Origin of the sequence: Exiguobacterium sp. s129 (assembly GCF_018617585.1) — a bacterium.
In the GTDB taxonomy this organism is placed as follows: domain Bacteria; phylum Bacillota; class Bacilli; order Exiguobacteriales; family Exiguobacteriaceae; genus Exiguobacterium; species Exiguobacterium aestuarii_A.
Map to the genome: position 1 here is coordinate 150,956 of NZ_JACSKL010000001.1, position 25,391 is coordinate 176,346.

Consider the following 25,391-nt stretch of genomic DNA (forward strand, 5'->3'; position numbering starts at 1 on the left):
ATGATCTCCCTTAAAGTCTCCAGTATTTATATTGTTCTGTTTCATAATCATGTCGGTTAAGTACGCCCTTAATGTCAAGAAGTACTTTCTTTGGATTCGTAGGATTGAACCATTCCGAAATTTCTTCATTAGACAATTCCATGAACTCTTTATGTGCGACTGCTAAGATGACAGCATCCATATCTTTCACATCTTCCATTGAATCGAAAATGATGCCATATTCATGATGGGCTTCTTCAGCATCTGCTACTGGATCTGCAATCACAGGAGTAATACCATACTCTTTTAACTCTTCTACAATGTCGATTACGCGTGTATTTCGTGTATCTGGGCAATCTTCTTTAAATGTAAAACCTAAAATTGCAACCTTCGCATTTGCAACAGGAACATTAGCTTTAATCAGGTTTTTGATTAGAATCTCAACAACGTATTTGCCCATGTCATCGTTGATACGACGACCAGACAAAATGATTTGAGAACGATATCCTAATTGCTCAGCTTTGTAAGTGAGATAGTACGGATCTACACCAATACAGTGTCCACCAACGAGACCTGGAGAGAAGTTTAAGAAGTTCCATTTCGTTCCCGCTGCTTTTAAAACAGCTTTTGTATCAATATCCATCTTATTAAAAATGATCGACAATTCATTCATGAATGCGATATTGATATCTCGCTGAGAGTTTTCAATGACTTTTGCTGCTTCCGCAACCTTAATCGATTCTGCTTTATATACCCCAGCATCGACTACAAGCTCATATACCTTTGCAATGATATCTAATGACTCTTCATCCATACCTGATACCACTTTAATGATTGTTTCGAGACGATGAACTGTATCACCCGGATTAATTCGTTCTGGTGAGTAACCTACTTTAAAATCAACACCACATTTTAATCCCGACTCTTCTTCAAGAATGGGAACGCAAATATCTTCAGTGACACCTGGGTAAACAGTTGACTCATAGACTACAATTGATCCTTTAGTCAAATTCTTTCCAAGTGTTCGACTAGCCCCTTGAATAGGGCGGAGATCAGGAGTATGATCCGCATTAACTGGAGTAGGAACTGCAACAATGTGAAACTTTGCTTTTTGTAAGTCTTCTTCATTAGAAGTAAATTCAACGGTAGTTTGCTTGATTGCATCATTACCAACTTCTTTAGTCGGATCAATTCCGTTCTTATACAATTCTACTTTTTCACTACTAATGTCGAAACCAATCACGTTAATCTTCTTGGCGAATGCTACCGCGATTGGCATTCCTACATATCCGAGTCCAATCAAAGATATATTGGCTTGCTTCGTTACAATCTGTTGGTATAAGTCTTCATGTACAATTTGTGTGTTCATTTAGAAACCTCCATTATTCTCTTGTAGTATGTATCGACAATCTTTTCGCGATCAAATTCAAGCGTTACTTTATTGCGGGAAGCTTGTCCCATTAACACTTTGTGCTCATGTGGTAATTGGAGGAATTTCTCTGTTGTCTCTACTATACTTTCAGTAGATTTGACATCAAAAACGTATCCGTTTAACTCATCATCTATAATTTCATTACACCCGGGGATGTCAGAAGCCAACAATGGTCTTCCTGTAGCAGCTGCCTCAAGCAGTGCATTCGACATTCCTTCATGATATGACGGAAGAATAATGGCATGTGAAGATTCAATACTTCCCCTTACATCCTTGACTGCACCAACTAGTTTCACATTTTCGGGTACGTGGTCATCGCTCATCTGAAAACCATCATCCAAAAATCCAGCAAGTTTAAACTCAACTTGATATCCCTTTTCATGTAGTAATTTAGCAGCTGAGATTAACTCATATACACCTTTTTCTTTCATCACTCGGCCAATATACAAGATTTGAATTGGTGTTTCTAAGCTTGGATAAGGTCGCATCTCAAATTCTTTTAGATTGACCCCAGAGCCAGATACAAGTTGGAGTTGAGTTTCGTTAAACCCATTCTCGATTAAGAAGGTGAAATTACTTTTATTTTGAATAAAGATTGTCGTTGCTTTTTTCAGCGAGATTTTATACAACCCAATCATTATTTTTTTTGAAAAGGATTCTTTATGAAGTGCCGAACCTAACCCCGTAATTGTTGAAACAAAAGGAATCTTAAGTAAAGAAGCAATTATTCCACCATACACATTTGGCTTAATCGTATATGTTAATACAACGTCGGGCTGAATCTTTAACATTGTTCTTAGATAATCAAAGAGAAGTTTGGCATCTTTTACTGGGTTGATACTACGGCGATCAATCGGTTGTTGAATGATGTGACATCCCATATAGGCTAACTCTTCCAACTTTGGACCATCAGGACATGAAATTGTGACACGATGACCTTCTTTAATTAACTTATCTACTAATTCTTTGCGGAAATTATAAATAACGACTTCATGGTTGACTAAAATTAATACGTTTTTATTCATAAGTTTTTTCTACTACCTGTCTTATTGATTCTTGCGAGTCTACAATTTGGTATTCAAACGGGAGTTCACTAAGCTTTTGGTGATAAGCAAAATCTCCAAATATTTTTTGAAGTGTTCTACTCTTTTTGATACCAAGAGTAATTAAAGGATTTATAAAACGTACCGAGAATGTTTGCTTGTTCTGATAATCACGAATCCATTTAATGATGTCTTTCGTATTCATGTACTGAGGGTTCTGAGGATGCACCATTCCTGAAAATTCAGTTAAAATGATCTGTGTGAGACACTCCGTTAAATTATCAATAAAAATCATACTTCGCTCATTAGAATACGCTGGGAAAAATGGTACTTGATTTGCAAACTTCAGCAACAAAGGAAAATTCCCTTTTGACTTTGGGCCATAAACCATTGGCGGTCTCACGATAGCAAGATGAAAGTTTGAATCTTCTAGTTGATTCAACAATTTTTCTGCATTCAATTTACTTTCACCATAAATATCAATAGGTTTCGGTGAAGTATACTCATCAATCAATCGATTATTAATATCGCCATTTCCAAAAATAATCATGCTGCTCATAAAAATAAACTGCTTAACACCCTCCTGTTTTGCCTTTTCAGCAATTTTGTAAGGGAGTTTTGTGTTTACTTCTTCATAAAGAGCTTTCATATTGTCATTGGAAGGTACATGAGCTATTCCAGCGACATGTAGGACGGCATCATAATTTGAAAACTGTATATCGTTCCAACTATCATCACGAACAGAAATACTGTCTACTCGAATAGATGATGAGTGATTTTTACTAATCCATTGTCTAAATGAATTCCCGACATAACTATTTCGTCCTGTAATTAATACTCTTTTCATTTTTCATTCTCTTTTGTAGAAGCAATTTCTTTACTCATCATCCCTGTTCCACCTTCAACCACTCCGTGACTTTTCAGTACACTAAAGATTGTTCCAATAAAGCATCGGACATCCATCCGAAACGTCATTTTTTTAATGTACTCTCCATCGAGTTGAGCTTTATATTCAATGGGTAGTTCATCCCTTCCATTGATTTGCGCCCAACCTGTCAATCCTGGCAGTACACTGTTCGCTTGATACTTTTCTCGTTCTTCAATCAAATCATATTGATTCCATAACGCTGGACGTGGTCCGATAATTGCCATCTCACCTTTTAGAATATTGATAATTTGCGGTAACTCATCAAGGCTCGTTTTACGTAAAAACTTACCGATCTTAGTAATATATTGATCTGGATCAGCCAAGAGATGCGTTGGCGTATCTTTCGGTGTATCAATTCGCATTGTACGGAACTTTAAAATGTTGAAGTGCGATTGATGAATTCCAACACGTTTTTGTTTAAAGAAGACTGGTCCTTTTGATTCGAGTTTGATAGCAATCATAATTCCGATAAATAAAGGCGATAAGACAATCAAACCAGTCAATGCCAAAATGAAATCAATTTTTCGTTTCTGCTCGATATATGTCATTGTTCACTCTCCATAGGTTAGACGGTTTCTTTGTAGTTAGCTGTTTTCTCTTGTTCAAATCGATCAAGACAATCATTCGCCCAGTTCACAAGGTATAGACTTAATGCCTCGTCCGTCATCAATTGATTCATATTTTCTAGCTTGCCATGTAAATCTGGTTCTTCTGTGACGATTCCTGTGAAGATTTTTGGATACACTGCTTCTGGATGAACTTCGCCTTCCTTCAACAACTCCTCATACATCTTCTCTCCAGGACGAATACCACTGAATCGAATCGCAATCTGTTCTTCTGTGAAACCACTCAGTTGAATCATATTACGTGCTAAGTCGACAATCTTCACTGGTTCTCCCATATCCAAGACGAACACTTCCCCACCATTGGCGAGTGTTCCCGCTTGAATGACGAGTCGACTCGCCTCTGGTATCGTCATGAAATAGCGCGTCATATCTGGATGCGTCACCGTAACGGGACCGCCTTTAGCAATCTGTGATTTAAATAATGGGATGACTGATCCACGACTACCTAACACATTTCCGAATCGAACAATTGCATACTTCGTTTCACTTGATTTCGCTAGGTGCTGGACGACCATCTCGGCGATCCGTTTTGTCGAGCCCATGACGTTCGTCGGGTTGACAGCTTTATCCGTAGAAATCATCACGAAGCGCGAGGCACCATACTCATCGGCCATCTCCGCCACATTCTTCGTTCCATAAATATTGTTTTTCACCGCTTCGTGCGGGTTTGCTTCCATTAAAGGAACATGTTTATGAGCTGCTGCGTGGAAAACGAGATGCGGTGTGTAGGTCACAAACACTTCTCGCAAACGCTCCGCGTCTTGAATATCTGCGATAACTGGAATCAGTTCAGCTTGAATCTTCGATTCGCGTAGTTCACGTTCAATGAGATAAATACTGTTCTCACCATGACCGAGTAATAACAAGCAATCCGGGTTGAACTTTAAGATTTGGCGACAGATTTCGGATCCAATCGATCCACCAGCACCTGTCACCAAAACCGTCTTCCCTTCGACCTCTGCCTGAATACCTGTAATATCTAACTCGACCGGTTCGCGGCCGAGGAGGTCTTCGATGGATACTTCGCGCATTTGATTGACAGAGATTTTACCCGCGGCCACTTCTTCAATCATCGGAAGCGTGTGTACATTCGTGCAAACCTTCTTCGCACGTTGAATCAGTGAAACTCGTTCTTGGTAACTCATGGACGGGATCGCAAATACGATTTTATCGATAGCTTCATTCTCGACAACTTCCTCAAGTTGTTCGAGCGTCCCAAGGACTTTTACGTCATTCACTGTTAATGTTTGAAGATGCTTATTATCATCTATAAACCCGATCGGATTCATTCGGTGATTATTAGAATGCTTCATCTGACGAACTAACATCCGCCCAGCCTGACCGGCTCCAATGATGAGCGTTCGCTTTTCGTCTTTTCTTCGCTTTAACTTTCGCCCTCGTAAAATAGGCATTTGATCTTGTTTCCACGTTACGTAAATACGAGAACCGAGACGAATTCCACCTAACATGAGTAACGAGAGACAAAAGCTTAAGAACAGCATCCGCTCCATCGCTTCACCGTAAACAGCGAATTGAAGTATGTATAACAGGAGAGTGCTCGAGGCGAGTGTCATCGCCAAACGAACTGCTTCTGTCATGCTCGCAAACCGCCAAGCAACTCGATACAAGCGACTGATACCTGCCATGATAATGAAGATGGCACTATATGAAATGGCTGTTTCGATAAAATGATTGCGATCGATGTTTTGAATAAATTCTAATGGATACAGGAAAAAATAAGAGATGAACATGGCTGATAGAATAGCGAACATATCTAAACTGACAAGTACACCTGTACGTAACGACTTACGACCTAAATCAGGTATCGACAATGATTATCCCTCCTTAAGAATTTAAATGTTTGTCTAATTTGGTCAATTATAGAAAAAAGGATGCTTTTAACATCCTTACTAAAATATATTCTAAGGTTAACACTTTTGACCTAATGAAAAAACCAAGGAAAGGGAATTAAAACCTATTTTCGTTCGACAAGTGTCGACAAAAATCATAATAGTAATTAATTGTCAACATATTATGTAAAAATAGGGCATTTACTTCTTCCATTTCCCTCGCCAGTTCTTTGTCGGAAGGATTGGTGGATCAACAAAGACAAACTCATCTTTCACGACCGCTTCTGCGTTCTCCGTCAACGTCTCCCAACGTCCCGCTCCTAGTTCTTCCGCCACCGCTTGTCTTGCGGCTTCCCAGTAAAACGTACGCCGTCCTGTACTATGTGCATCTGAAGCGACAAGTTGGCTCAATCCATTCCGTAAAAATACAAATGCAATCTCTTTCACATTTTGACCAAACTCCCCTGTCAGGCTACTCGTCGTCACTTGTGACAAGGCGCCTGATGAAACGAAGTCCATCAATCGTTTCGGATTGGTTGCGAGTTCCTTGTTCCGTTCTGGGTGAGCGATGACAGGTGTATAGCCTTCTGCCTGTAAACGGAAGAATAGTTGTTCGGCATATGCCGGGACCGTATCGCTCGGAAACTCGACGAGGACGTAGCGTGATCCGGCAAGTGAGAGGGCTTCCCCGTCTTCTAGCGCTTGAACGAGATCACCAAACACACGGATCTCTTGACCTGGATAAATGTCAAGCTTGACTCCTTCTTGATGTAAGACGTTTTGAAGCGTCGCTGCGGCTTCTTGGACATTCAAGTCTTCCGTTTCAAATTGAGGGTGAAACGCGTGGGGGGTGACCACGATTGCGGTCACCCCTTCCTCTACAGCGCGTCTCGCCATCTCGATTGTTTGTTCGACCGTTCCCGGACCGTCATCGACGGCCGGGAGAAGATGACAATGGATATCAATCATGGCGTGATTCTCCTTTTATTCGTACGCGTAGTAATAGTAGTAATCGTCGCTGCCTTGTGGCTCGCGTTTGTTGAGGACGACGCCGAGGATGTGGGCATCCGCAAGGACCAACTGTTCTTTCGCTTTGACGACCATCTGACGGTCTGACTTGTCACAACCGACGACGAGGACGACTCCGTCCACTTTGCGTGCCAAGAGGCGCGTATCTGCGACTTGCATCATCGGTGGTGCGTCCAAGATGATGACGTCGTAATGTTGTTTCAACTCTTCAAGTGTGCGGTCCATCATTTTCGACGAGAGTAACTCGGACGGATTCGGTGGAATCGGCCCCGCTGCCATCAATTCCAAGTTCTCGACTTGTGTCGAATGAATCGCTTTATCAAGTGTCGTTTTCTTCGCAAGGACGGTCGAGAGACCAATTCCGTTTGAGAGACGGAACGTGAAGTGAGCCGTCGGGCGGCGCATGTCACAGTCCATCAATAAGACGCGTTTGCCTTGTTGGGCATAGACGACTGCCAAGTTGGACGCAGTCGTCGACTTCCCTTCGCCTGACGACGAGGATGTAATCGCAACTGTCTGTAATTCGTCATCCACTGCGGTGAACTCGAGGTTCGTTCGGATGGTCCGATACTGCTCTGAGATTGGCGACTTCGGTTTATAGACCGTGATCAAGTCACGACCTGTCTTATCATATTGAATATGTTTTGATTTCTTTTTTCCAAACTTAAACACGGACCTCTTCCCCTTTCAGCTTCGCTTGACGTTGCTGCTGCATCTCGACACGATCGATAACCGGGATGGACCCGAGTACCGGAAGCTCGAGAATCGTCTCGACATCTTGTTCCGTCTTGATACGACGATCGAGGACGACTTTGAGGAACGCGATAGCGACACCAATCATCATTCCGAGCACGGCTGCAATCGCTGTATTTAGTAGAATGTTCGGTTTGACCGGGAACATCGGGACGTTTGCATCGGACAACACTTTCACGTTGTCGACGCTCATGAGTTCAGGCACTTCTTTCGAGAAGACGCGACCAATCTCATTGGCGATATCTGTCGCGATGACCGGGTTCGTATGTTGGACGGCGATGTTGATGACTTGTGAGTTTTGTTCGCTATTCACCGTAATTAAGTTACTAATGTTGTCAGGTGCCCCGACGACATTTTCTTGCACTTGCTCGAGGATCGCTGGACTTTGAATGATGACACGATATGTGTTGACGAGTGTGACTGACGACTGGATTTGACTGCTGTCAATCATGTTGTTTTGAGATTCCTTAGGTGCAACGAGCACTTGTGTCGACGCCTCATACGTCGGGCTGATCACAAACGAACTCACTAAAAAGGCAATGAGTGCCGCCATGATGGTTAAACTAGCGATGAGCCACTTGCTCCGCTTCAAGATGGAGAATAATTCTCCGAGGGAAATCGTTTCTTCGTTCATATTCCGTCCTTCTCTCCTTTGTGCCGGTAAATTCACTGCTGGAAAATTCCCGCAGATAATATTTAAAATGACAATACCAAAACAGTATAGCAAAATTTTCATCGGTTGATGACCCGTTTTTAAAAAAATGGGTTTTTTGACATGTAAATCTGCTAAACTTTGAAAGGAAGAACTTAACAAAGGAGGAGACCCCTAGTGCATGTAAGTGAGCGCCTACTCCAGCTGTACGCCACACTCGACCGACAAACACGAGACATCGTACAGCAACGTATTGAGACAAATTTAGTAGACGGCAAATCACTTGCCGCCTCTTATCATGAACTGACTGGAGAGATGAACGATTCGCTCTCTGTTGAAGAAAAATCTGGTGCGGACTTTTCGAACTGGTTGAAAGAAGGGAAGACGGACGTAGACCTTTTGACCTATTACGTCGCTCTTCTCGAGAAGAGTGAGATGCTTCACTCGGAAGCAATCGTCCCACAAGCTGTAAAGCCAACACCACAACGCGTTGCCGAACCGGTCGTCCCTAAGGCGGTGGTTGAACCGTCTCCCGAAGAAACGACAGAACCGGAAACCGAAACATCCACTGAAGCAACAACGATGAAACCACGTTACGTCCCGGAGTCGACGATCCCTTCACGGACGGAGCGTATGAAATCTCATCGTGAAATCAAACCGGCTCGTCCACGTCGAAAGAAAAGTCGTGGTTGGTTGATTGGACTACTCGCCATCATCCTGTTATCTGTCGGTGGGTATGCGACTTATCCGATGGTATCTGACCTCTTCACATCATCATCGACACCGACTGCTACCGAAGAACCCGTCACACCAGAAGCTGAACCGGTCGTCGAAACGAAGGCACCGGAAGAAGTATGGATTGGCGTCAAAACTGCCCCACTCCTCAGTGAGCCAGACAGTGAGAATGTCGTCTATGTCGCCGATATTGGGGACCGTTATGACGTCCTCGAAGAACGCGACAATGCGCTCTTACTCGACCTTGGTCTGAATGAGTTGACGGGTTGGGTGTCACGCGAGGAAGTGGTTACCGAATGGACGGCTACCTCGATCAGTGATGCTGACGTATTGGACTGGTTGTCGACTTCCGTCAATCAGACGTTGTTTGACGAATCACCGGAAGCTTACTTCGGGATGGACGAGAATGAATTGGTCGGAAATGTCGGTGCCGCAAGTGGCTTCGACTCGGACGCCTTGCACGAGTATCTCGTCTACCCTGGTCTCTTCTTCACAATGAAAAATGACCAAGTCGAAGCGATTGACTGGTCGAACACGGATCAGACGAAAGAGACGTTCCTCGAACTCGGCGAACCGACATACGAGACAGAAGACGGTGTCGTCTATGAGAGCGAGAACTACTCGCTCCGTCTCTTCATCGGAGAAAACGGCTCGACGCGTGTCCGTGTGACGAAATTAAATCAATAATGGAGGTTTTTATATGACCCAAACGATTCTCGTGACGGGTGGTGCCGGTTATATCGGTACACATACCGTCCTCCAATTACTTGAAGGCGGACACGAGGTGATCGTGCTCGACAACTTGTCGAACAGTAGCCGCGAGGCACTGAATCGTGTCGAGGCGATTACCGGAAAAGACGTCACCTTCTATCTCGGCGACATCCTCGATCGTGCGCTGCTCGAACAGATTTTCTTGACGCATACGATCGATGCCCTCATCCACTTCGCTGGCCTGAAAGCTGTCGGTGAGTCGGTGAGAGAACCGCTCCGCTATTACGAAAACAACGTCGTCGGTACGACTGTCCTGTTAGAAGTCATGCAGGCATTCGATGTGAAACGGATCGTCTTCAGTTCGTCGGCGACTGTATACGGGATGCCGGAACGCACACCGATCGACGAGTCGTTCCCGCTCAGCGCGACGAACCCGTATGGGCGTTCGAAACTCATGATTGAGGATATCTTACGTGACGTCGCCGTCGCTGATTCTGACTGGAGCATCGCCCTCCTTCGTTACTTCAACCCGATCGGAGCCCATCCGTCTGGTCAGATCGGCGAAGACCCGTTCGATGTGCCGAACAATTTGATGCCGTACATCACGCAAGTCGCTGTCGGCAAACTGAACGAACTGAGCGTCTTCGGTGACGACTACGACACACCGGACGGAACGGGCGTCCGTGACTACATCCACGTCGTCGATATCGCGTCAGGTCATTTGCAGGCACTCGACTATGTCATGGAACAAACCGGTGTCGAGGCGTTCAACCTTGGGACGGGTACGGGTTATAGCGTGCTCGACCTCGTCCGCGCGTTCGAACAAGAGAGTGGCAAGACGGTGCCGTACAACGTGACGGATCGTCGTCCTGGTGACATCGCCACATGTTTTGCCGACCCGACGAAGTCGAAACAGATGCTCGGCTTTGAAGCGAAGCATGATATTCGTGACATGTGCCGCGACGCCTGGAACTGGCAGTCGAACAACCCAAACGGATATAACTAAAAAAATCAGCTGGCGTCAGAACGATTGTTCTTCCGTCAGCTGATTTTTTTGATTCGTCTTTCTTTTCGTGACATGAGCCCGAAGTCGATGACCAAGACGAGCAAGGCGACTGCAATAAATTTCCATACATCGACCATCATGAATTTCTCCCATACATACCCAAGTACCGTGAAGCCGAGGAAGGCCGCGTAGAAACTAATCCGCCACCACGTCCGATACACGTTCGCACGCTCTCGGTCCAACAGGTAGAAGATGAGGTATGCGCCAAAAGCTAAGAATAAAACCGTGATCATCCAGTAAAGAAATGATTGCATCGTCAACCGAAACATCATGAGAAAGAAAGATGAATCCATTGGAAATCCGCTCCTTTGATGACTGACTATTGATGTGTACAAACTTCCTACTCTTCCATTTTCCACCTATTCATCATATGAGTCAATACACCTATGAACGAAAATTCATTTTTGATTCTAAAGGCCTATTCGCGTACCCATACATAACCATACGGAGACAATGTGATTTTCTCGATTCGTTCTCCCGTGAACAGGTTCGTTCCTTCAACATCCAATTCAACCTCACTCTCACTCACGTTCGTATAGAGACGCACCGTACGTCCTTTCCCTTCCCGCTCGACGGCGAACACGTGCGGGTCGACATTTATGATCCGTTGGGTCGCATAAGGTGACAATGCCGGTTCTGTCCGTTTCACGTTGAGTTGCCCCATGATCCCCGAGAAGCGATTCAGTCGAGTCTCGTCTTTCTTCAGCGATTGGACGAGTTCTTCCTCGTCCGTCGGTCCGCTCACACCGAAAAGTGTCCGATAGTCGACGGACGGGATCCCTTGAAGCGAGAACAAGATACTATGGGCTGCGAGGAGCATCGGCTCATGATTGTCCAATAGATTCTTCTCGAATGGATCGCGCTCGGCGCTCGACAAGAAATGGAAGTACGTCTTCCCTTCAGGCGGTGCCGTCACCTTTCGCGCCCATTCGGTCAGTCGCGTCGCCTTCCCTTGCGCGAGTGCGAGCGTCACGTGACTCGCTAGATCAAAGTGACAGACGGCGTCCACGACATCAAGATACGGCTCTGCTTCATCGAGCGCGTCCTCGGCGAGAATGAGCTGCCCGTTCGGCTTATAGTGATGCAAGACGATATGCCACAGGTTGAGTACGTCCTGTACTTCTTCACGTGTCATCCCCCGGAATGACTGGGCATGGACTCTGATTTTTGTCGCCCCATAGGCGAGCCGCTCGATGAGTGCGTCCGTCTCCGAGAGTACATCGAACTGTTCGATGTTGTATGCGACCGGGTCGAGTTCGTACATGAGTTGAAAGTCGTCGCTTAACTCCCCAAAGTCCTCATACAACCGGATGCGTGGGTCGACCGCCGTGTCCGTCTGGCGCCCAATGTAAGGAAAGAGCGAAACGAGATGCAAGTCGCTGATTGTACCCGCGACATGCTTAGCTAGGACGTCATGAAGTGCCCCCATATCAGGCTTCCCGTCCGTCGTGACGAGACTCGCATCGACAAGTAGAACGTTCGTCTTCTCGCTCGGTGCCTCGTGGTCATGCCAGGGGTGACTTTCCCACTTGTCAAATAGACGATGCCACGCCTGTTCATCGCCACCCCATTTATTCAGAATCGGTTCAATCTGTTGCCAATCCATACGTTTCCCTCCTTCTCCTGTCTCTCTACCTTTTTTCACTTCTCAACGATTTCAAAACAAAAAAGCCGCCCTAATCGGACGACTCACTCCATCAAGCGCTTCAGTTCGGTCTGGATTCCATCGAGTGACGCCGGGTCCGGGTTCCAATAATAGATGCCGTCCGACTCGAGTCCTCCACCGCCTTCGATGCGGAGCGTGCTCGCATTGCGGAACGCACCCATATAGTCCGTCGAGAGCGTCACAAGTTCCTTGAACTCGATGTTCGTCTTCGCGCGGTTGCCGACGACGTCTAACAGATTCGTCACTTTCTCAAGCGAGAAGTCCGTGCGTCCCTTCTCGATGATGGCCGAGACGACATCGCGCTGTCGTTCTTGGCGACCGAAGTCCCCGTTCGGGTCATCATAGCGCATCCGCGTATAGGCGAGCGCCTTCTCTCCGTCGAGCGTCACTTCACCGACGGGGAACGAATAGCCGTCCGAGCTAAAGGCGAACTTGTTCATGACGGTAATCCCACCGAGCGCATCAACGACTTCCGTGAACGCCTCCATGTCCGCCTCGACGACATAATCAATCGGGATATCTAAAAAGTTCTCGACCGTGTCCATCGCCATCTCGGCTCCACCGAACGCATAGGCGTGGTTGATTTTATCACGATAGCCACGACCGATGATCTCCGTCTTCGTGTCACGTGGGATGCTGAGCATTGCCCCTTCGTTCGTATCCGGGTTCAGTGTCAGGACGATGATCGAGTCACTTCGTCCCTGTTCCGTCCCCCGTCGGTCGATTCCTAGTAACAGCACGGACACCGAGCGTTTCTCTTCAATCGTCTCGACTTGTTTTCGTTCCGGACTGATCTGTAAGTTATCATTTACTTTTGTCACCGTGTCATTGACCTCGTCGACCATCGACCAGACGAACAAGCCGCCTGCGACAAGCATGAGTGTCAGTACGCCCGCTGTGATGCCAAGGATCCATTTCCACTTTGATTTCTTCTGATGTTTTGCCATATCGGGCCACCTTCTTTCATAAGTCCAGTTTGTATTTCTTTTCCCGAGCTCCACATTGGATTATAGCATGTCTCCAAAAAATGCTAATCATTTCTTTCCAATTCTTATGGGAAATGGGTCTTCATCGGGGTCCGGTACATATGATGTGGCCAGGCGGCATTGATTTCCGCCCCGATGAGCATCGTCGCCGCCGTCAAATAGAGCCAGATTTGAAGCAGGATGACGACCCCGATCGTACCGTACGTATCCCCGAGGATCGAGAACCGCTCGACATAGACGCTATAGCCTGTCGAGATGAGTTGCCAGGAGATAACGGCGAAAATGGCACCCGGTAATGTCTCGATCAATCGGACACGTTGTTGTGGGGCGATTTTATAGAAGAACGAGAACGCAAAAATTAAGATGATCGTCGAGACGGTATAACGCGTGAGCGTTGAGAGACGATCGAACTCCTCGACCTGAGGGTAAAGCGCATACAATAAATCGAGGAACTCCTGCCCGAAGACGTGGAAGACGATGAGGATGACGGCACCGATGCTGCCGGCAAGGATTGTCATCAAGCCAATCAGTCGGCGCCACACGTATCCGCGCGCCTCTGTCTCCCCATAAGCGAAGACGGTCAGTTTGACGAGTCGGGCCGTCCCGTTCGAGGCCGACCAAAAGGCGATGATGGCACTGACCGACACGAGCCCGCTATTCAAGTTGCCACTAACGTCGTAGACGATCGACAATAGCTCTCTTACGCTCGAACCGGGGACGAGTGTCTCAATCTGTTCGATCAATAACGCCTCGTCAATTTTGAACCACGCCATGACGGCGAACAGCACGAAGAACATCGGGAAGATGGCGAGAAACCAAAAGAAGGCGAGCGTGGCGCTATAATCGTTAATATGATGGTCCTTGAAGCGATGTCTCACATCGATGGCGAGTCGGGTTAGTCGATCGAGCACGGCCGTCACTCCTTTTTCTTTTTATTATGCCACAAAGGAAAGCACCCGATTCATCCGAATCGAGTGCCGCTGTCATTGTTCCATCAATTGTCCGAGATACGACTTCACTTCGTCGAGTGATGCCTCGTCCGGGTTCCAATAGTAGATGCCGTCGCTCTCTTTGCCGCCGCTGCCTTCAAGACGAAGAACGCTTTGGTTTTTGAAAGCCGTCATGTAGTCGCTCGAGAGCGTTCGAATGTCTTTGAACGTCACGTTCGTCTTGGCATTGTTGCCGAGGACGTCGAGCATGTTGTTGAATCGTGCGATCGAGAAGCTATCCGTTCCTTTATTGACGAGCGCCGTAATGACGTCCCGTTGCCGTTCCTGGCGACCGAAGTCTCCGTTTGGGTCATCGTAGCGCATCCGTGTATAGGCGAGCGCTTCTGCTCCGTCAAGGTTGACCGTCCCCGGTTCGAACGAATACTCACCTGACGTGAAGGCGAACTTGTTCGTCACTTCGACGCCACCGAATAAATTGACCGCGTCCTGGAAGCCTTTCATATCGACTTCCGCGACATAATCGATTGGGATGCCGAGGAAGTTCTCGACCGTATCCATCGCCATCTCGGCGCCGCCGAACGCGTAAGCATGGTTGATCTTGTCGGTCGTCCCTTTCCCAACGATCTCCGTCTTCGTATCACGCGGGATGCTCAGCATCGCGCTCTCATCCGAGTTCGGGTTGAGCGTCATGACGATGATCGAGTCGCTGCGTCCCTGTTCGTCCGCGCGACGGTCGACCCCAAGCAGTAACACCGAGACCGGTTTTTTATCCGAGATTGTCTGTTGGTTCATCCGTTCTGGGCTGAGCCCGGCCGATTCGTTCAAACGGTCGACTGTTGAATCGACTTGATTATACAAATAGTAGGCCATCCCGGCTCCAATGAGCAGGAACACTCCAATCACAGCACCTGCGATGATGGCGATGCGCTTCGCGGGTGACACTTTACGACGACGTTTCTTGACTCTCTTTTTAGGCTGTTGCTCTTCCATGACATAAGCACCTTTCTATCCCCGATTGACCATAATTGACACAGGTTTCATTTTATCACGCTGAATCGACAGAGTTTTCCGCTTTTTTATAAAAGAGGTGAATACTTGTCGGACGTTGTCGATTTCTCATATCGCTAGTATCGACAAGACTTTTTGAAAGTTTAATAAGATGCTGTCCATCATAACATACGCCCTTCGAGTGAAATGCCTGCATGTCCTACAACAGCCCTACACATTTGGTCACGATTTCAAAATTGATCACGTTTTTTTGCGCCAATATGGAAAGAATGTCGAAAGTTTATCGTTTTTCATAGTTCCTTTTCCTTATTTTCAGAAAACATAATGGTTCATTTGTTTTATTTTTTGTAAAATATGTATGAATCATTAACATAAATGTAATAGTAACCCATTTGATGAATAAGGGGATTAATCGATGCGCTTCATCGTGACGTGTTTTTTAGACCAAAAACAAACTTGTGAGTTTATCGTGTATGGCAGTTCCGAACATGACGCCTATCAAACATTTGAACAGACCCTCCAATCCTTAAACTCATTGACGGGACAGATTTCATTATCGGATGGTGAGATGATTCCGGTGTCCCGTATCCTCGCTTATCGCGTCGACCCGATCAAACCGCTCTTTTGAATCCCGATTGTTTCGGGTAACCCTATTAAGACAACCAATCTAACAAATGGGGTGGAACGAATGGAAATCGGAATGATCGGGCTCGGGAAGATGGGGCTGAACTTGGCACTGAACTTGACGGACAACGGGCATCGCGTCTATGGCTATGACCCGGGGAACGTCTCGACGAGTCAGTTCGAGACAAAACAGTCTTTAGAAGAAGTCGTCGCTGCACTGAAGGCGCCACGCGTCATCTGGGTGATGGTACCGGCAGGAGACGTGACCGAACATGTGTTGAACGTTTTATATGAAGCTCTCTCCCCTGGGGACATCGTCATCGACGGGGGCAACTCGAACTATAAGGAGTCGATGCGTCGCGCTGAGCACTTTAAAGAAAAGCTCATCTATTTCTTTGATGTCGGGACGAGTGGCGGCATGGACGGGGCACGGAACGGGGCCTGTACGATGATTGGTGGGGATTTGGAAGCGTTCGGAAAAATCGAGCAGCTGTTCCAAGACGTCTCGACCGACAACGGGTATCTGTACGCCGGTCCGAGTGGGAGTGGTCATTTCCTGAAGATGGTCCATAACGGGATCGAGTATGGCATGATGCAGGCAATCGCTGAAGGGTTCGAAGTGCTCGAGAAAAGCCCGTTTGACTATGAATATGAGGATGTCGCCCGTGTCTGGAATCACGGCTCTGTCATCCGTTCATGGCTCATGAAACTGACCGAGAGCGCCTTCTCCAAAGATGCGAAGCTCGATGACATCCGCGGGGTCATGCATGCATCGGGTGAAGGCAAATGGACGGTCGAGACGGCGCTCGAGTATGACGTGCCGACGCCGGTCATCGCCCTCTCGCTCATGATGCGTCAACGCTCGCTTCAAGACGACACGTTCTCTGGCAAAGTCGTCGCCGCGCTCCGAAATGAGTTCGGGGGACATGCGGTGGAGAAGAAAGAGTAATCCATATGGCCTCGGCGTATGCCGAGGCCACTCTTCACTCCATCGTATTTCCTTCTGCCGGAATCGGGTGTACCTTCAACATGCGCGCGAAATGGACGAGGTTATACGCCATCGTCTTCCCGTGTGACTTCGTGAACGCATTGTCACGCCCGGCATCGATATACGAATCACCTGGTCCTGCTTCCCCGACCCAATACGTATCGACATTCGGTGGCACGGTGAAACCGATGTGGGATAAGGCATAAAGAATACCAGCACATGCGTGTTTCGCCCCGTCCTCATTCCCGGTGACGACGACCCCGCCGACTTTGTTGTAGTAGATCGCCTGACCTGACTTGTTCGTCAAGCCGCTGCCCCCGTATAACCGCTCGACCACTTGCGTCGCGACACTACTCTTCTCCCCGAGCCAAAGGGGTGTCCCGATGACGACGATGTCTGCCCCTTTCACTTTCTCAAAAATCTGTGGCCATTCATCCCCGTCCCCTTCATCTTCTGTCACCCCGAACTCGACGTGATAGTCGACGATCCGAACGATTTCCGACTCGACCCCAAGCGCGTCAAAATGCGGCAAGATGTCACGAATCAGTCCTTCTGTATGCGACGTCGTGTCGCCACCTTTTAACGTGCAGTTCAAAAATAGAGCTTTCATGGAATCCCTCCTCGAATAATCTCCAACAGTTACGTGTTCCCGTTCACTCCATTTCTTAGTACCTTTTGAAGGATTTTGTTCATGTGAGGCAGAACTGCTAGGTTGAGGAGTTGAACCACATGCCAAACTTTTTACATATTGCCGACCTACATCACGCTCGACATACAGGAGATGCGATTCATGCGGAACGGTCTAGCTTTGACATTCAACGCGACAAACTCCAGCAACTCGCATCAGTTATTCGTGAACACGAGATCGCTGCGGTACTGATTGCCGGAGACATCGAGGTCAGTGATTCATATGACCTTATGCCTTATTTAGAAGAATGGACATTCCTCGGTGCGTCCATCTATATCGTCTTTGGCGAACATGACGTCAATCGCCATCGTGACAAGAAAGTGTGGGAGACGGTTACCCATGTCCATTGTTTTGTCGAACCAGGATATCGCTTCGACCCGGCTCTAGGAGTCGGCATATACGGGGTTAGTTGCACGTCGAACCAGGTCGGATTAGTCGAAGCCCTCAATCACATTCCTCCGCTCGAACCATCACACCCTAACCTGCTACTTAGTCATGGGCGTGCAAGTGCCTTTTCGAATACTCGACTTCACCCTCATGTTTTTGCCTATGTCGCGCTCGGGGATCACCATCGGTATGAAGTGATGGAGCAATCGAATACGACAATCGTATATCCGGGACACCTCTTTTCTGTATGGGATGGTTGCGGTAAAGCATGGGAAACGGGATATGTCATCGGTTCGATTGATGACGATACCCTCACCCACACGTTTCATGTGTTCCAAGGAGCTCAAACCAGACGCGTCTGTGTGAATCCGTTCATTCGTAACGACGACCAGATTCAACTCATTCTCGACAATGTCCCGTCGATGCATGAGCAATGGGTGAAAGATGACCCGGTTTCGATTCGAGAGGTCATTCGTCAAGTACTTCGCACGTATCCGGATGATTATTTTGTCACCCCTAGTCACGCCAAGTTGCGCCCACGACGAATGTGTTTGCGTGGTCAACGGTTGTTAGAAAATCCTATTTTATTCGAATCGTTCGTTCAAAGAAGCTATAAAGCTACTGCTAAAACGCAGTGAATGTTTTATTCGATTGTTCTTACACGCCCGTCCGGCTCCTGATAAATCACGTGTTCTCGTGACAGTTCCGTCGGGGAACGGACCCCTGCGGCGGCCGTCATATTATACAGTCCTTCCCGAAGCGAGATGATATAGTTCGTGACCCGAAAGCTCTTCTCGTCGACGACAAGAGCACGCTGCAGTTTCGGGTCGGTCGTCGCGACACCGACCGGACAACGGTTCGTATGACACACCTGCGCCTGGATGCAGCCGACGTTGAACATGAGCCCGCGGGCGATGTTGACGAGGTCGGCACCGAGGGCGAGAGCAATCGCCACCTTGTCCGCCGTGATGAGTTTCCCCGAGGCGAACAGTTTGATCCGGTCACGAAGACCGTGGTCGATCAACAAGCGATGGACGTATGGGAGTGCCGCCTTCAATGGCAACCCGACCGTATCGGCGAGTTCCTGATACGTCGCCCCTGTTCCGCCTTCACTCCCATCAATCGTGATGAAGTCTGGCACGATTTGAGACGTCGCCATCGCTTCGACGAGCGATTCCATGTCCTGTATATTGCCGACGACGAGCTTGATGCCGACCGGCTTCCCACCAATCTCACGCAACTTTTCGATGAAGCCCAACAGTTCCTTGTGCGTCTGAAACTCGGAGAATCGGTTCGGGCTGTCAATCGTCTCACCGACACGCACATGTCGGATGCGGGCAATCTCCTCGGTCACTTTCGAGCCATCGATATGTCCCCCACGCGTCTTCGCCCCTTGCGCGAGTTTCAATTCGAACGCCTTCACTTGCGGGAGCGCACTCTTCTGTTTGAACGCTTCCACCGAAAACGCCCCGTCTTCATCCCGGACACCAAATAGTGCCGGACCGATTTGGCAGATGATGTCGACATTTCCTTTCAAATGATAGTCCGAAAGACCGCCTTCCCCCGTGTTCATCCATGTCCCGCCCGCCCGGCCGAGTCCGATGGAAAGGGCCGTGATTGCCTTGTCACCGAGCGAACCGAAGCTCATCGCTGACTGCCCGACGAGCCCGCGGACGTAGAACGGCTCCCGACACGTCTCTTTCCCGATAATGATGGTGTCTTCTTCTGTCAATAAGTACGGAGAGATGTCACGTTCGACGAGATGCTCTTTTCGGGTGAAGAGGTTATCCTCATCGAGTTCATACACCCATGTCGACACTTTCGTTGAATTGTCGATCCGTAGCTCGTTCCGATTCGTCGGATAAAGGGCGTTTTGAAGATAGAACCCACCCGCGTCAAAGTCTCGCTCCGAACCGAAGCCGATGATGCGCGACTTATATTTCCCGGCAATGACGGCCGCTTCATATTCGTTTCGCGAGAACGGTTTTGCCTCATTGTCATTCAAAAACAAATATTGACGAAGCTCCGGTCCCATCTTCTCGAACATGTATCGAAGCTTACCGAGAATCGGGAAGTTGCGGAGGACGGAGTGTTCACGCTGGTGTCGGTCCCGTCGCCAGAAATAGAAAAGTAACAACGGGGGTCCGGTCATCACTACGATAAACAGTATGAGCAGAATAGCCAACATCGATGTATTGAGTGACACGGTCTCTCCTCCTTTTTCACTAAACGAAAAACACCCTGTCGCAAACGGAACAGGGTGTCATCAGTCGCTCGGGATCGTGACCCCGTCAAATTGTTCATTTCGGCAAAGCGTGATCGCCTGCATCGCTAGTTTATAGTCTTCTTCCGGTAAGGCGATCAACTCGGTCGGAAGGACCCATTCTTTTGAGTTATACAAATGAATGACGAGTTTGGCGAGAACAAACTCTCGTTTATCGAACGTATTATCATCGATGATTGTGGAGGTTCGAATCTTCCCTGCTTCGAGGTCAATATAAGGAAGCAAACATTCTCGGATATGCGAATGACCCGCAAGTACATATAGTGCGGCGAAGTATTCACGACTGGTACTGCCAGGATCCGTGAGCCGCTGTGCTAACCGTTTGAACTCGTTGTAGTGGTCGGAAGATAAAAAATCAATATGGTTCATCGGTCCACCTTCTCTCTCTAAGCCTCGCTTTGCCCTCAGAGTTTATAATTTCCACCTTTTTGTAGAAGTTAACCCTGTTTTCTCTAGATTCGGCGCATTGAAATCGCCTCACGCATCTGTTGGAGAGACGCACGTGCCGCGTCCCCACGTCGCATCATGACAGCTGTAAACAAGGCATCGATCAAGCTGAGCTCCGCGATTCGGGAAGCGAGCGCCTCTGAACGGAACGCCGTCTCTTGAGACACCGTATAAAGCGAGACGTCGGCAATCTTCGAGAGTGGTGATTTCGCATAGTTCGTGATGGCGATCGTCGGGACACCTTTCTCTTTTAGAAGTTTGGCGATATCGAGTGTTTCCTTAGAAGCCCCGGAATGCGAGATGACGACGGCGACGTCTTCTGTCGTCAATTGTGAGGCCGACATGAGCTGCATGTGTGACTCGAGGATGGCGCTCACTTGAAGCCCGCTTCGGACGAACTTATGATAGGCGTCTAACGCGACGACGGCTGACCCACCGCTCCCGAAGAATTCGATACGGCGTGCCCCGAGGAATAATTCAACGGTTTTCTCCAAGGAGTCCCCTTCTAAAATCTGACGCGTCGACTCGATCGTCTTCCCGTTCGTCGAAAAAATTTTCTCCGCGATTTCAAGCGCCGTGTCCGTCTCCGTGATGTCTTCATGGATGTCTTGAAGCGGTGCGACGACATCCGAGGCGAGTGCGATCTTTAGCGCCTGATAGCCTTTGAAGCCGACCCGCTGACAAAAGCGGAACACCGTCGATTCGGCGACGTCGAGGTCATCTGCCACTTGATTGATCGTATGATGAATGATTTGTTCTGGTTGTTTTAAGATGTAGTCGGCAATACGCTGTTCTTTCTTGCTGAGTGTCGAATAGGCACCACGGATGCGGGCCGTCCCGTTCATCGTTTCCATCAAGAATCACCCTTTCTCTTCTTCATCTAACGATACCGTTTCGAAAAAAATTCCGCAATGTGTGATTCGTCTAAAAGATTGACCCACCTTACAAAAGGAGGCAGGAAGTGAGATTGTTTCATATGCTACTCTAATTAAGCACTTTTTGACTAATTCACTCTTTGAACCATTTGAAATTGAAAGGACTGTTTCGAATCGAACATCACCTCAGTAGCTCGTACAACTTACCACTCGTCTTTCTTTCCATCGCCGTTGCCATCTTTGCTGCCGGTGTCGCCCTCGATATTAGCAGTCGTTTAAAATATGCGAAATACGCCTCACGGTTCAGCTGGGTCGTAGCCGGTGCCTTTAGCCTCGGGCTCGGAATATGGGCAATGCACTTTATCGGCATGATGGCGTTCCACCTAAACGATGATGTGACGTATCATCTCGGCATCGTTTTATTGTCAATCGTACCGGCCGTCGTCGCTTCCGGTCTTGCCTTCTGGATTATCAGCCATCCGGAGACACGACCGGTGCAACTCGTCTTTTGCGCCTTCTTGATCAGTGTCGGGGTCGTCTCCATGCACTACATCGGGATGGAAGCGATGCAGATGAACGCCATCCTCACGTATGACCCGGTCATGTGGATTGCGTCTGCCATCGTCGCGTTCGTCGCCTCGCTCGTCGGACTATATATCCTCTTCTATATCCCGAACGTCTCTCGGTTCCATTGGCGCCGCCTTGTCAGTTCGGTCTTGATTGGTGTCGCCGTTTCCGGGATGCATTATGTCGGGATGGACGCCGCCCGTTTCACGCCGACGGAAGGCGTCGCTCAGCCTCTAAGTGGATATGCGGTCGATAGCACCCTTCTCGCCTACGTTATCGCAGCAAGCGTCATGACCTTGTTCGTGATTATGTACATCTCACTCAGAACGGCATCACAGCTCGAGGCACAGTCTGAAGAACTCGAGATGAAGTTTGAATCGATCATCGAATCGGCGTCTGATGCCATCATCGTCGCCGACCATACCCGTGTCATCCTCCAATGGAATCAAGGAGCGACTGACTTGTTCGGATATACGTATGAGGAGATGGTCGGGCAATCGATTGTCGCCATCATTCCGGAACGCTTCCGTGATGCGCACGAACGCGGGATGCAACGTTACGAATCGACAGGTGAGAAACGTGTCATCGGTCAAACGGTCGAACTGATCGGCTTACGAAAAGACGGTGTCGAAGTCCCGATTGAGATGTCACTTGGTACATGGAAGACGGACAAGGGCATCTTCTTCAGTAGCATCATCCGTGACATCAGTGAACGGAAACGAATCGAGGCGCAAATCAACGACCTCGTCTATTTGGACCCGCTCACCGGTCTCCCGAACCGCCGTCTATTCAGCGACCGCCTCGATGCGCTACTCGGTCAATCCCAGCAAGAACCGTTCGCCCTATACTATATCGACCTCGATAACTTCAAAGTCATCAACGATCGGTTCGGTCACTCGATCGGCGACCAATTCTTGAAGCAAGTGACGACCCGGATCCAGTCGACGATTCAAAAGTCGGACACGCTCGCCCGTCTCGGCGGAGATGAGTTCATCATCTTGTCACCGTATACGAAAAGTAACCTCGCGGCCCATCGCGCGCAAGAGTTGATTAACGTCTTGAACCCACCGTTCGAACTCGAGAACGAGGAAGTGTTCACCGGAGCTTCCATTGGAATCAGTCTTCACCCGTCCGACGGGGATACGGCAGAGGATTTAATCAAAAACGCCGATATCGCCATGTATCGGGCGAAGGCAGACGGGAAAAACGGCTATCAATTCTTCACGAACGAATTGAACGAATCTGTGTCCCGTCGTTCGAACTTGTCGATGGCACTCCGAAAAGGAATCGGGCGTGGCGAGTTCAACGTCCACTATCAACCGCAAATCCAGTTGGAGACTGAAATGATCATTGGCATGGAGGCGCTCGTCCGCTGGAATCATCCAGAACTCGGGATGATTTCCCCTGGTGAGTTCATTCCGATCGCCGAAGAGACGGGAAGCATCCACCGTCTCGGCGAGTTCGTCTTGAATGAGGCGTGTCGCCAAAACAAAGCGTGGCAAGATGCCGGCATCCCCCCGTTTCGGGTCGCCGTCAACATCTCGGCCATTCAGTTCGCCCAAAAAGACTTGCCGGAAGTCGTCAGCCGCGCTCTCGCCGCGTCCGGTCTTGAGGCACAGTATTTAGAACTCGAGTTGACCGAGAGCGTGATCCAAAGTGCGGACCGTGCCATCGAGACGATGCATGAACTCGTCGCCCTCGGCGTCCACCTCTCCATCGATGACTTCGGTACGGGCTATTCGTCTCTCAGTTATTTGAAGCTGTTCCCGATCGATACGCTGAAGATTGACCAGCACTTCACGAAGAACATTGAAAGTGACGAGAAAGACGCCGCCCTCGTCAAAACGATCATCCGCATGGCGCATGAGCTTGATTTGAACGTCATCGCGGAAGGTGTCGAGACAGAGAATCAAGTCGCTTTCTTAAAAGCCGAATCGTGCAATCAGGCGCAAGGCTATTACTACAATCGTCCTTTGCCGGCGGAAGACATCGACGTCTTCTTCCGACAATATAAAAAAGCATCATCGAATTGATTCGTTCGACCTCCATGATGGGGGTCGATTTTTTATCGTAAAAACGAAAAAAGTTCCGTGATTTCACTTGTAAATCGAATTTTTTTTGATATGATGAATCTAGAGACGGAAAAAAATTCTTTTTCAGGGGTGACAATATGGAAATTGGTTTGATTGGTTTAGGAAAAATGGGGTACAACTTGGCCCTCAACTTGAGTGACCATGGACATACAGTCGTCGGGACGGACGTCGGGGACGTCACATCGGACGCGTTCACAATCGTGCCGACACTCGAAGATGTCGTGAGCAAGTTGTCGACGCCACGCGTCATCTGGGCGATGGTCCCTGCCGGAGACGTCACGGAAGCGGTACTCGCGGAGCTATATGAGCGACTCGAACCGGGTGACATCGTCATCGACGGTGGCAACTCGAACTACAAGCTCTCGGTCGCACGCGCCGAACAGTTTGCCGAGAAGGACATCAAGTTCTTTGATTGCGGAACGAGCGGCGGGACAGACGGTGCACGAAACGGTGCCTGTACGATGGTCGGGGGTGACGCGGACGCATGGCCGACAATCGAGCCAATCTTCAAAGACTTGTCTGTCGAGAACGGCTACCTGTATACAGGACCTGCCGGAAGCGGTCACTTCTTGAAAATGATTCATAATGGAATCGAGTACGGGATGATGCAGGCTATCGCGGAAGGATTCGACATCTTAGAGAAGAGCCCGTTCGATTACGACTACGAACAAGTCGCACGCGTCTGGAATCACGGTTCGGTCGTTCGCTCTTGGCTCATGGAGCTCACGGAGAACGCCTTCAAGAAAGATGCGAAGCTCGATGAAATCCGTGGAGTCATGCATTCATCAGGTGAAGGCAAATGGACGATCGAGACGGCGCTTGACCTTCAGGCAGCCGCACCGGTCATCGCCTTGTCGCTCATGATGCGCTACCGCTCACTTGAAGACGATACGTTCTCAGGTAAAGTCGTCGCCGCGCTCCGCAACGAGTTCGGTGGTCACGCGGTCGTTAAGAAGTAAAGTATGCGGAAAAGGTCACGGGGAAATGGCCTTTTCCTTTGTCAGAAACTGTAAACGGTTACATA

The 25,391-nt window shown here is 48.4% G+C and carries 24 protein-coding genes; 7 read left to right on the forward strand and 17 right to left on the reverse strand.

What is annotated here, in order from left to right:
* Window positions 1-10: 10 nt before the first annotated feature.
* The 8 genes from KNO92_RS00645 to KNO92_RS00680 form a co-directional block, all read right to left on the reverse strand.
* Window positions 11-1,348 carry a nucleotide sugar dehydrogenase gene (locus KNO92_RS00645; protein ID WP_214759721.1) on the reverse strand — a complete coding sequence of 446 codons (1,338 nt, stop codon included), beginning with the start codon at window positions 1,346-1,348 and terminating at the stop codon, window positions 11-13.
* Entirely contained in the window at window positions 1,345-2,436 is a 1,092-nt protein-coding gene (locus tag KNO92_RS00650; RefSeq protein ID WP_214759723.1) for a glycosyltransferase family 4 protein, read from the reverse strand. Before KNO92_RS00650 ends, KNO92_RS00645 begins: the two co-directional genes overlap by 4 nt.
* Window positions 2,429-3,301 carry an NAD-dependent epimerase/dehydratase family protein gene (locus tag KNO92_RS00655; RefSeq protein ID WP_214759724.1) on the reverse strand — a complete coding sequence of 291 codons (873 nt, stop codon included), beginning with the start codon at window positions 3,299-3,301 and terminating at the stop codon, window positions 2,429-2,431. The genes KNO92_RS00650 and KNO92_RS00655 overlap by 8 nt, the downstream gene beginning before the upstream one ends.
* Complete coding sequence (locus tag KNO92_RS00660) at window positions 3,298-3,930, reverse strand: sugar transferase (protein ID WP_214759725.1); 633 nt, start codon at window positions 3,928-3,930, stop codon at window positions 3,298-3,300. The genes KNO92_RS00655 and KNO92_RS00660 overlap by 4 nt, the downstream gene beginning before the upstream one ends.
* A gap of 17 nt (window positions 3,931-3,947) precedes the next feature.
* Window positions 3,948-5,840, reverse strand: coding sequence for a polysaccharide biosynthesis protein (locus KNO92_RS00665; RefSeq protein WP_285800678.1), 1,893 nt, complete (start codon window positions 5,838-5,840; stop codon window positions 3,948-3,950).
* Window positions 5,841-6,059: 219 nt separating this feature from the next.
* On the reverse strand, window positions 6,060-6,827 hold the full coding sequence (locus KNO92_RS00670; protein ID WP_214759726.1) for a tyrosine-protein phosphatase: 768 nt from the start codon (window positions 6,825-6,827) through the stop codon (window positions 6,060-6,062).
* A 15-nt stretch (window positions 6,828-6,842) separates the two neighbouring features.
* On the reverse strand, window positions 6,843-7,559 hold the full coding sequence (locus tag KNO92_RS00675; RefSeq protein ID WP_214694343.1) for a CpsD/CapB family tyrosine-protein kinase: 717 nt from the start codon (window positions 7,557-7,559) through the stop codon (window positions 6,843-6,845).
* On the reverse strand, window positions 7,552-8,274 hold the full coding sequence (locus tag KNO92_RS00680) for a YveK family protein (RefSeq protein WP_214759728.1): 723 nt from the start codon (window positions 8,272-8,274) through the stop codon (window positions 7,552-7,554). Before KNO92_RS00680 ends, KNO92_RS00675 begins: the two co-directional genes overlap by 8 nt.
* 195 nt (window positions 8,275-8,469) lie before the next feature.
* Here KNO92_RS00680 and KNO92_RS00685 point away from each other — a divergent pair, with 195 nt between their 5' ends.
* Window positions 8,470-9,714, forward strand: coding sequence for a hypothetical protein (locus KNO92_RS00685; RefSeq protein ID WP_214759731.1), 1,245 nt, complete (start codon window positions 8,470-8,472; stop codon window positions 9,712-9,714).
* A 13-nt stretch (window positions 9,715-9,727) separates the two neighbouring features.
* Window positions 9,728-10,744, forward strand: a complete 1,017-nt coding sequence (gene galE, locus KNO92_RS00690; RefSeq protein WP_214759733.1) for a UDP-glucose 4-epimerase GalE — start codon at window positions 9,728-9,730, stop codon at window positions 10,742-10,744.
* A gap of 35 nt (window positions 10,745-10,779) precedes the next feature.
* Here the strand turns inward: galE and KNO92_RS00695 are convergent, their stop codons facing one another.
* From KNO92_RS00695 to KNO92_RS00715, 5 genes are all read right to left on the reverse strand, one after another.
* Entirely contained in the window at window positions 10,780-11,097 is a 318-nt protein-coding gene (locus KNO92_RS00695) for a hypothetical protein (RefSeq protein ID WP_214759735.1), read from the reverse strand.
* Between the two features lie 125 nt (window positions 11,098-11,222).
* Window positions 11,223-12,410, reverse strand: a complete 1,188-nt coding sequence (locus tag KNO92_RS00700; protein WP_214759736.1) for an alpha-amylase family glycosyl hydrolase — start codon at window positions 12,408-12,410, stop codon at window positions 11,223-11,225.
* Window positions 12,411-12,493: 83 nt separating this feature from the next.
* Entirely contained in the window at window positions 12,494-13,417 is a 924-nt protein-coding gene (locus tag KNO92_RS00705; RefSeq protein WP_214759737.1) for an LCP family glycopolymer transferase, read from the reverse strand.
* Window positions 13,418-13,521: 104 nt separating this feature from the next.
* Window positions 13,522-14,367, reverse strand: coding sequence for a YihY/virulence factor BrkB family protein (locus KNO92_RS00710; RefSeq protein WP_214759738.1), 846 nt, complete (start codon window positions 14,365-14,367; stop codon window positions 13,522-13,524).
* 72 nt (window positions 14,368-14,439) lie between these two features.
* Window positions 14,440-15,396, reverse strand: a complete 957-nt coding sequence (locus KNO92_RS00715) for an LCP family glycopolymer transferase (protein ID WP_214759739.1) — start codon at window positions 15,394-15,396, stop codon at window positions 14,440-14,442.
* Between the two features lie 433 nt (window positions 15,397-15,829).
* Here KNO92_RS00715 and KNO92_RS00720 point away from each other — a divergent pair, with 433 nt between their 5' ends.
* Window positions 15,830-16,042, forward strand: coding sequence for a hypothetical protein (locus KNO92_RS00720; protein WP_214759741.1), 213 nt, complete (start codon window positions 15,830-15,832; stop codon window positions 16,040-16,042).
* Between the two features lie 51 nt (window positions 16,043-16,093).
* Entirely contained in the window at window positions 16,094-16,987 is an 894-nt protein-coding gene (gene gnd, locus KNO92_RS00725; protein ID WP_353047379.1) for a phosphogluconate dehydrogenase (NAD(+)-dependent, decarboxylating), read from the forward strand.
* Between the two features lie 34 nt (window positions 16,988-17,021).
* Here the strand turns inward: gnd (KNO92_RS00725) and KNO92_RS00730 are convergent, their stop codons facing one another.
* The gene (locus KNO92_RS00730; protein ID WP_214694362.1) at window positions 17,022-17,636 is read right to left on the reverse strand and encodes a flavodoxin family protein; all 615 of its coding nucleotides are present in this window, start codon (window positions 17,634-17,636) and stop codon (window positions 17,022-17,024) included.
* Window positions 17,637-17,755: 119 nt separating this feature from the next.
* Between KNO92_RS00730 and KNO92_RS00735 the strand changes: the two genes are divergently transcribed.
* Window positions 17,756-18,739, forward strand: a complete 984-nt coding sequence (locus tag KNO92_RS00735) for a metallophosphoesterase family protein (protein WP_214759745.1) — start codon at window positions 17,756-17,758, stop codon at window positions 18,737-18,739.
* A gap of 5 nt (window positions 18,740-18,744) precedes the next feature.
* On the opposite strand, the gene KNO92_RS00740 is transcribed toward KNO92_RS00735, so the two are convergent.
* The 3 genes from KNO92_RS00740 to KNO92_RS00750 form a co-directional block, all read right to left on the reverse strand.
* On the reverse strand, window positions 18,745-20,289 hold the full coding sequence (locus KNO92_RS00740; RefSeq protein WP_214695116.1) for an FMN-binding glutamate synthase family protein: 1,545 nt from the start codon (window positions 20,287-20,289) through the stop codon (window positions 18,745-18,747).
* 78 nt (window positions 20,290-20,367) lie between these two features.
* Entirely contained in the window at window positions 20,368-20,754 is a 387-nt protein-coding gene (locus KNO92_RS00745; RefSeq protein WP_214694370.1) for a hypothetical protein, read from the reverse strand.
* Between the two features lie 83 nt (window positions 20,755-20,837).
* Window positions 20,838-21,686 (reverse strand): MurR/RpiR family transcriptional regulator, encoded by an 849-nt coding sequence (locus KNO92_RS00750; RefSeq protein WP_214759746.1) that lies wholly within the window; start codon window positions 21,684-21,686, stop codon window positions 20,838-20,840.
* Between the two features lie 161 nt (window positions 21,687-21,847).
* Here KNO92_RS00750 and KNO92_RS00755 point away from each other — a divergent pair, with 161 nt between their 5' ends.
* Both KNO92_RS00755 and gnd (KNO92_RS00760) read left to right on the forward strand, forming a co-directional pair.
* On the forward strand, window positions 21,848-24,307 hold the full coding sequence (locus tag KNO92_RS00755) for a bifunctional diguanylate cyclase/phosphodiesterase (RefSeq protein WP_214759747.1): 2,460 nt from the start codon (window positions 21,848-21,850) through the stop codon (window positions 24,305-24,307).
* Between the two features lie 137 nt (window positions 24,308-24,444).
* Window positions 24,445-25,326, forward strand: a complete 882-nt coding sequence (gene gnd, locus KNO92_RS00760) for a phosphogluconate dehydrogenase (NAD(+)-dependent, decarboxylating) (RefSeq protein WP_214694376.1) — start codon at window positions 24,445-24,447, stop codon at window positions 25,324-25,326.
* Window positions 25,327-25,391: the final 65 nt, after the last annotated feature.

Bases quoted from the DNA above. Each gene is read 5' to 3' on its own strand.
- KNO92_RS00645 (WP_214759721.1), bottom strand. From the start codon at position 1,348: ATGAACACACAAATTGTACATGAAGACTTATACCAACAGATTGTAACG.
- KNO92_RS00650 (WP_214759723.1), bottom strand. From the start codon at position 2,436: ATGAATAAAAACGTATTAATTTTAGTCAACCATGAAGTCGTTATTTAT.
- KNO92_RS00655 (WP_214759724.1), bottom strand. From the start codon at position 3,301: ATGAAAAGAGTATTAATTACAGGACGAAATAGTTATGTCGGGAATTCA.
- KNO92_RS00660 (WP_214759725.1), bottom strand. From the start codon at position 3,930: ATGACATATATCGAGCAGAAACGAAAAATTGATTTCATTTTGGCATTG.
- KNO92_RS00670 (WP_214759726.1), bottom strand. From the start codon at position 6,827: ATGATTGATATCCATTGTCATCTTCTCCCGGCCGTCGATGACGGTCCG.
- KNO92_RS00680 (WP_214759728.1), bottom strand. From the start codon at position 8,274: ATGAACGAAGAAACGATTTCCCTCGGAGAATTATTCTCCATCTTGAAG.
- galE (WP_214759733.1), top strand. From the start codon at position 9,728: ATGACCCAAACGATTCTCGTGACGGGTGGTGCCGGTTATATCGGTACA.
- KNO92_RS00695 (WP_214759735.1), bottom strand. From the start codon at position 11,097: ATGGATTCATCTTTCTTTCTCATGATGTTTCGGTTGACGATGCAATCA.
- KNO92_RS00700 (WP_214759736.1), bottom strand. From the start codon at position 12,410: ATGGATTGGCAACAGATTGAACCGATTCTGAATAAATGGGGTGGCGAT.
- KNO92_RS00705 (WP_214759737.1), bottom strand. From the start codon at position 13,417: ATGGCAAAACATCAGAAGAAATCAAAGTGGAAATGGATCCTTGGCATC.
- KNO92_RS00715 (WP_214759739.1), bottom strand. From the start codon at position 15,396: ATGGAAGAGCAACAGCCTAAAAAGAGAGTCAAGAAACGTCGTCGTAAA.
- KNO92_RS00720 (WP_214759741.1), top strand. From the start codon at position 15,830: ATGCGCTTCATCGTGACGTGTTTTTTAGACCAAAAACAAACTTGTGAG.
- KNO92_RS00730 (WP_214694362.1), bottom strand. From the start codon at position 17,636: ATGAAAGCTCTATTTTTGAACTGCACGTTAAAAGGTGGCGACACGACG.
- KNO92_RS00735 (WP_214759745.1), top strand. From the start codon at position 17,756: ATGCCAAACTTTTTACATATTGCCGACCTACATCACGCTCGACATACA.
- KNO92_RS00740 (WP_214695116.1), bottom strand. From the start codon at position 20,289: ATGTTGGCTATTCTGCTCATACTGTTTATCGTAGTGATGACCGGACCC.
- KNO92_RS00745 (WP_214694370.1), bottom strand. From the start codon at position 20,754: ATGAACCATATTGATTTTTTATCTTCCGACCACTACAACGAGTTCAAA.
- KNO92_RS00750 (WP_214759746.1), bottom strand. From the start codon at position 21,686: ATGGAAACGATGAACGGGACGGCCCGCATCCGTGGTGCCTATTCGACA.
- gnd (WP_214694376.1), top strand. From the start codon at position 24,445: ATGGAAATTGGTTTGATTGGTTTAGGAAAAATGGGGTACAACTTGGCC.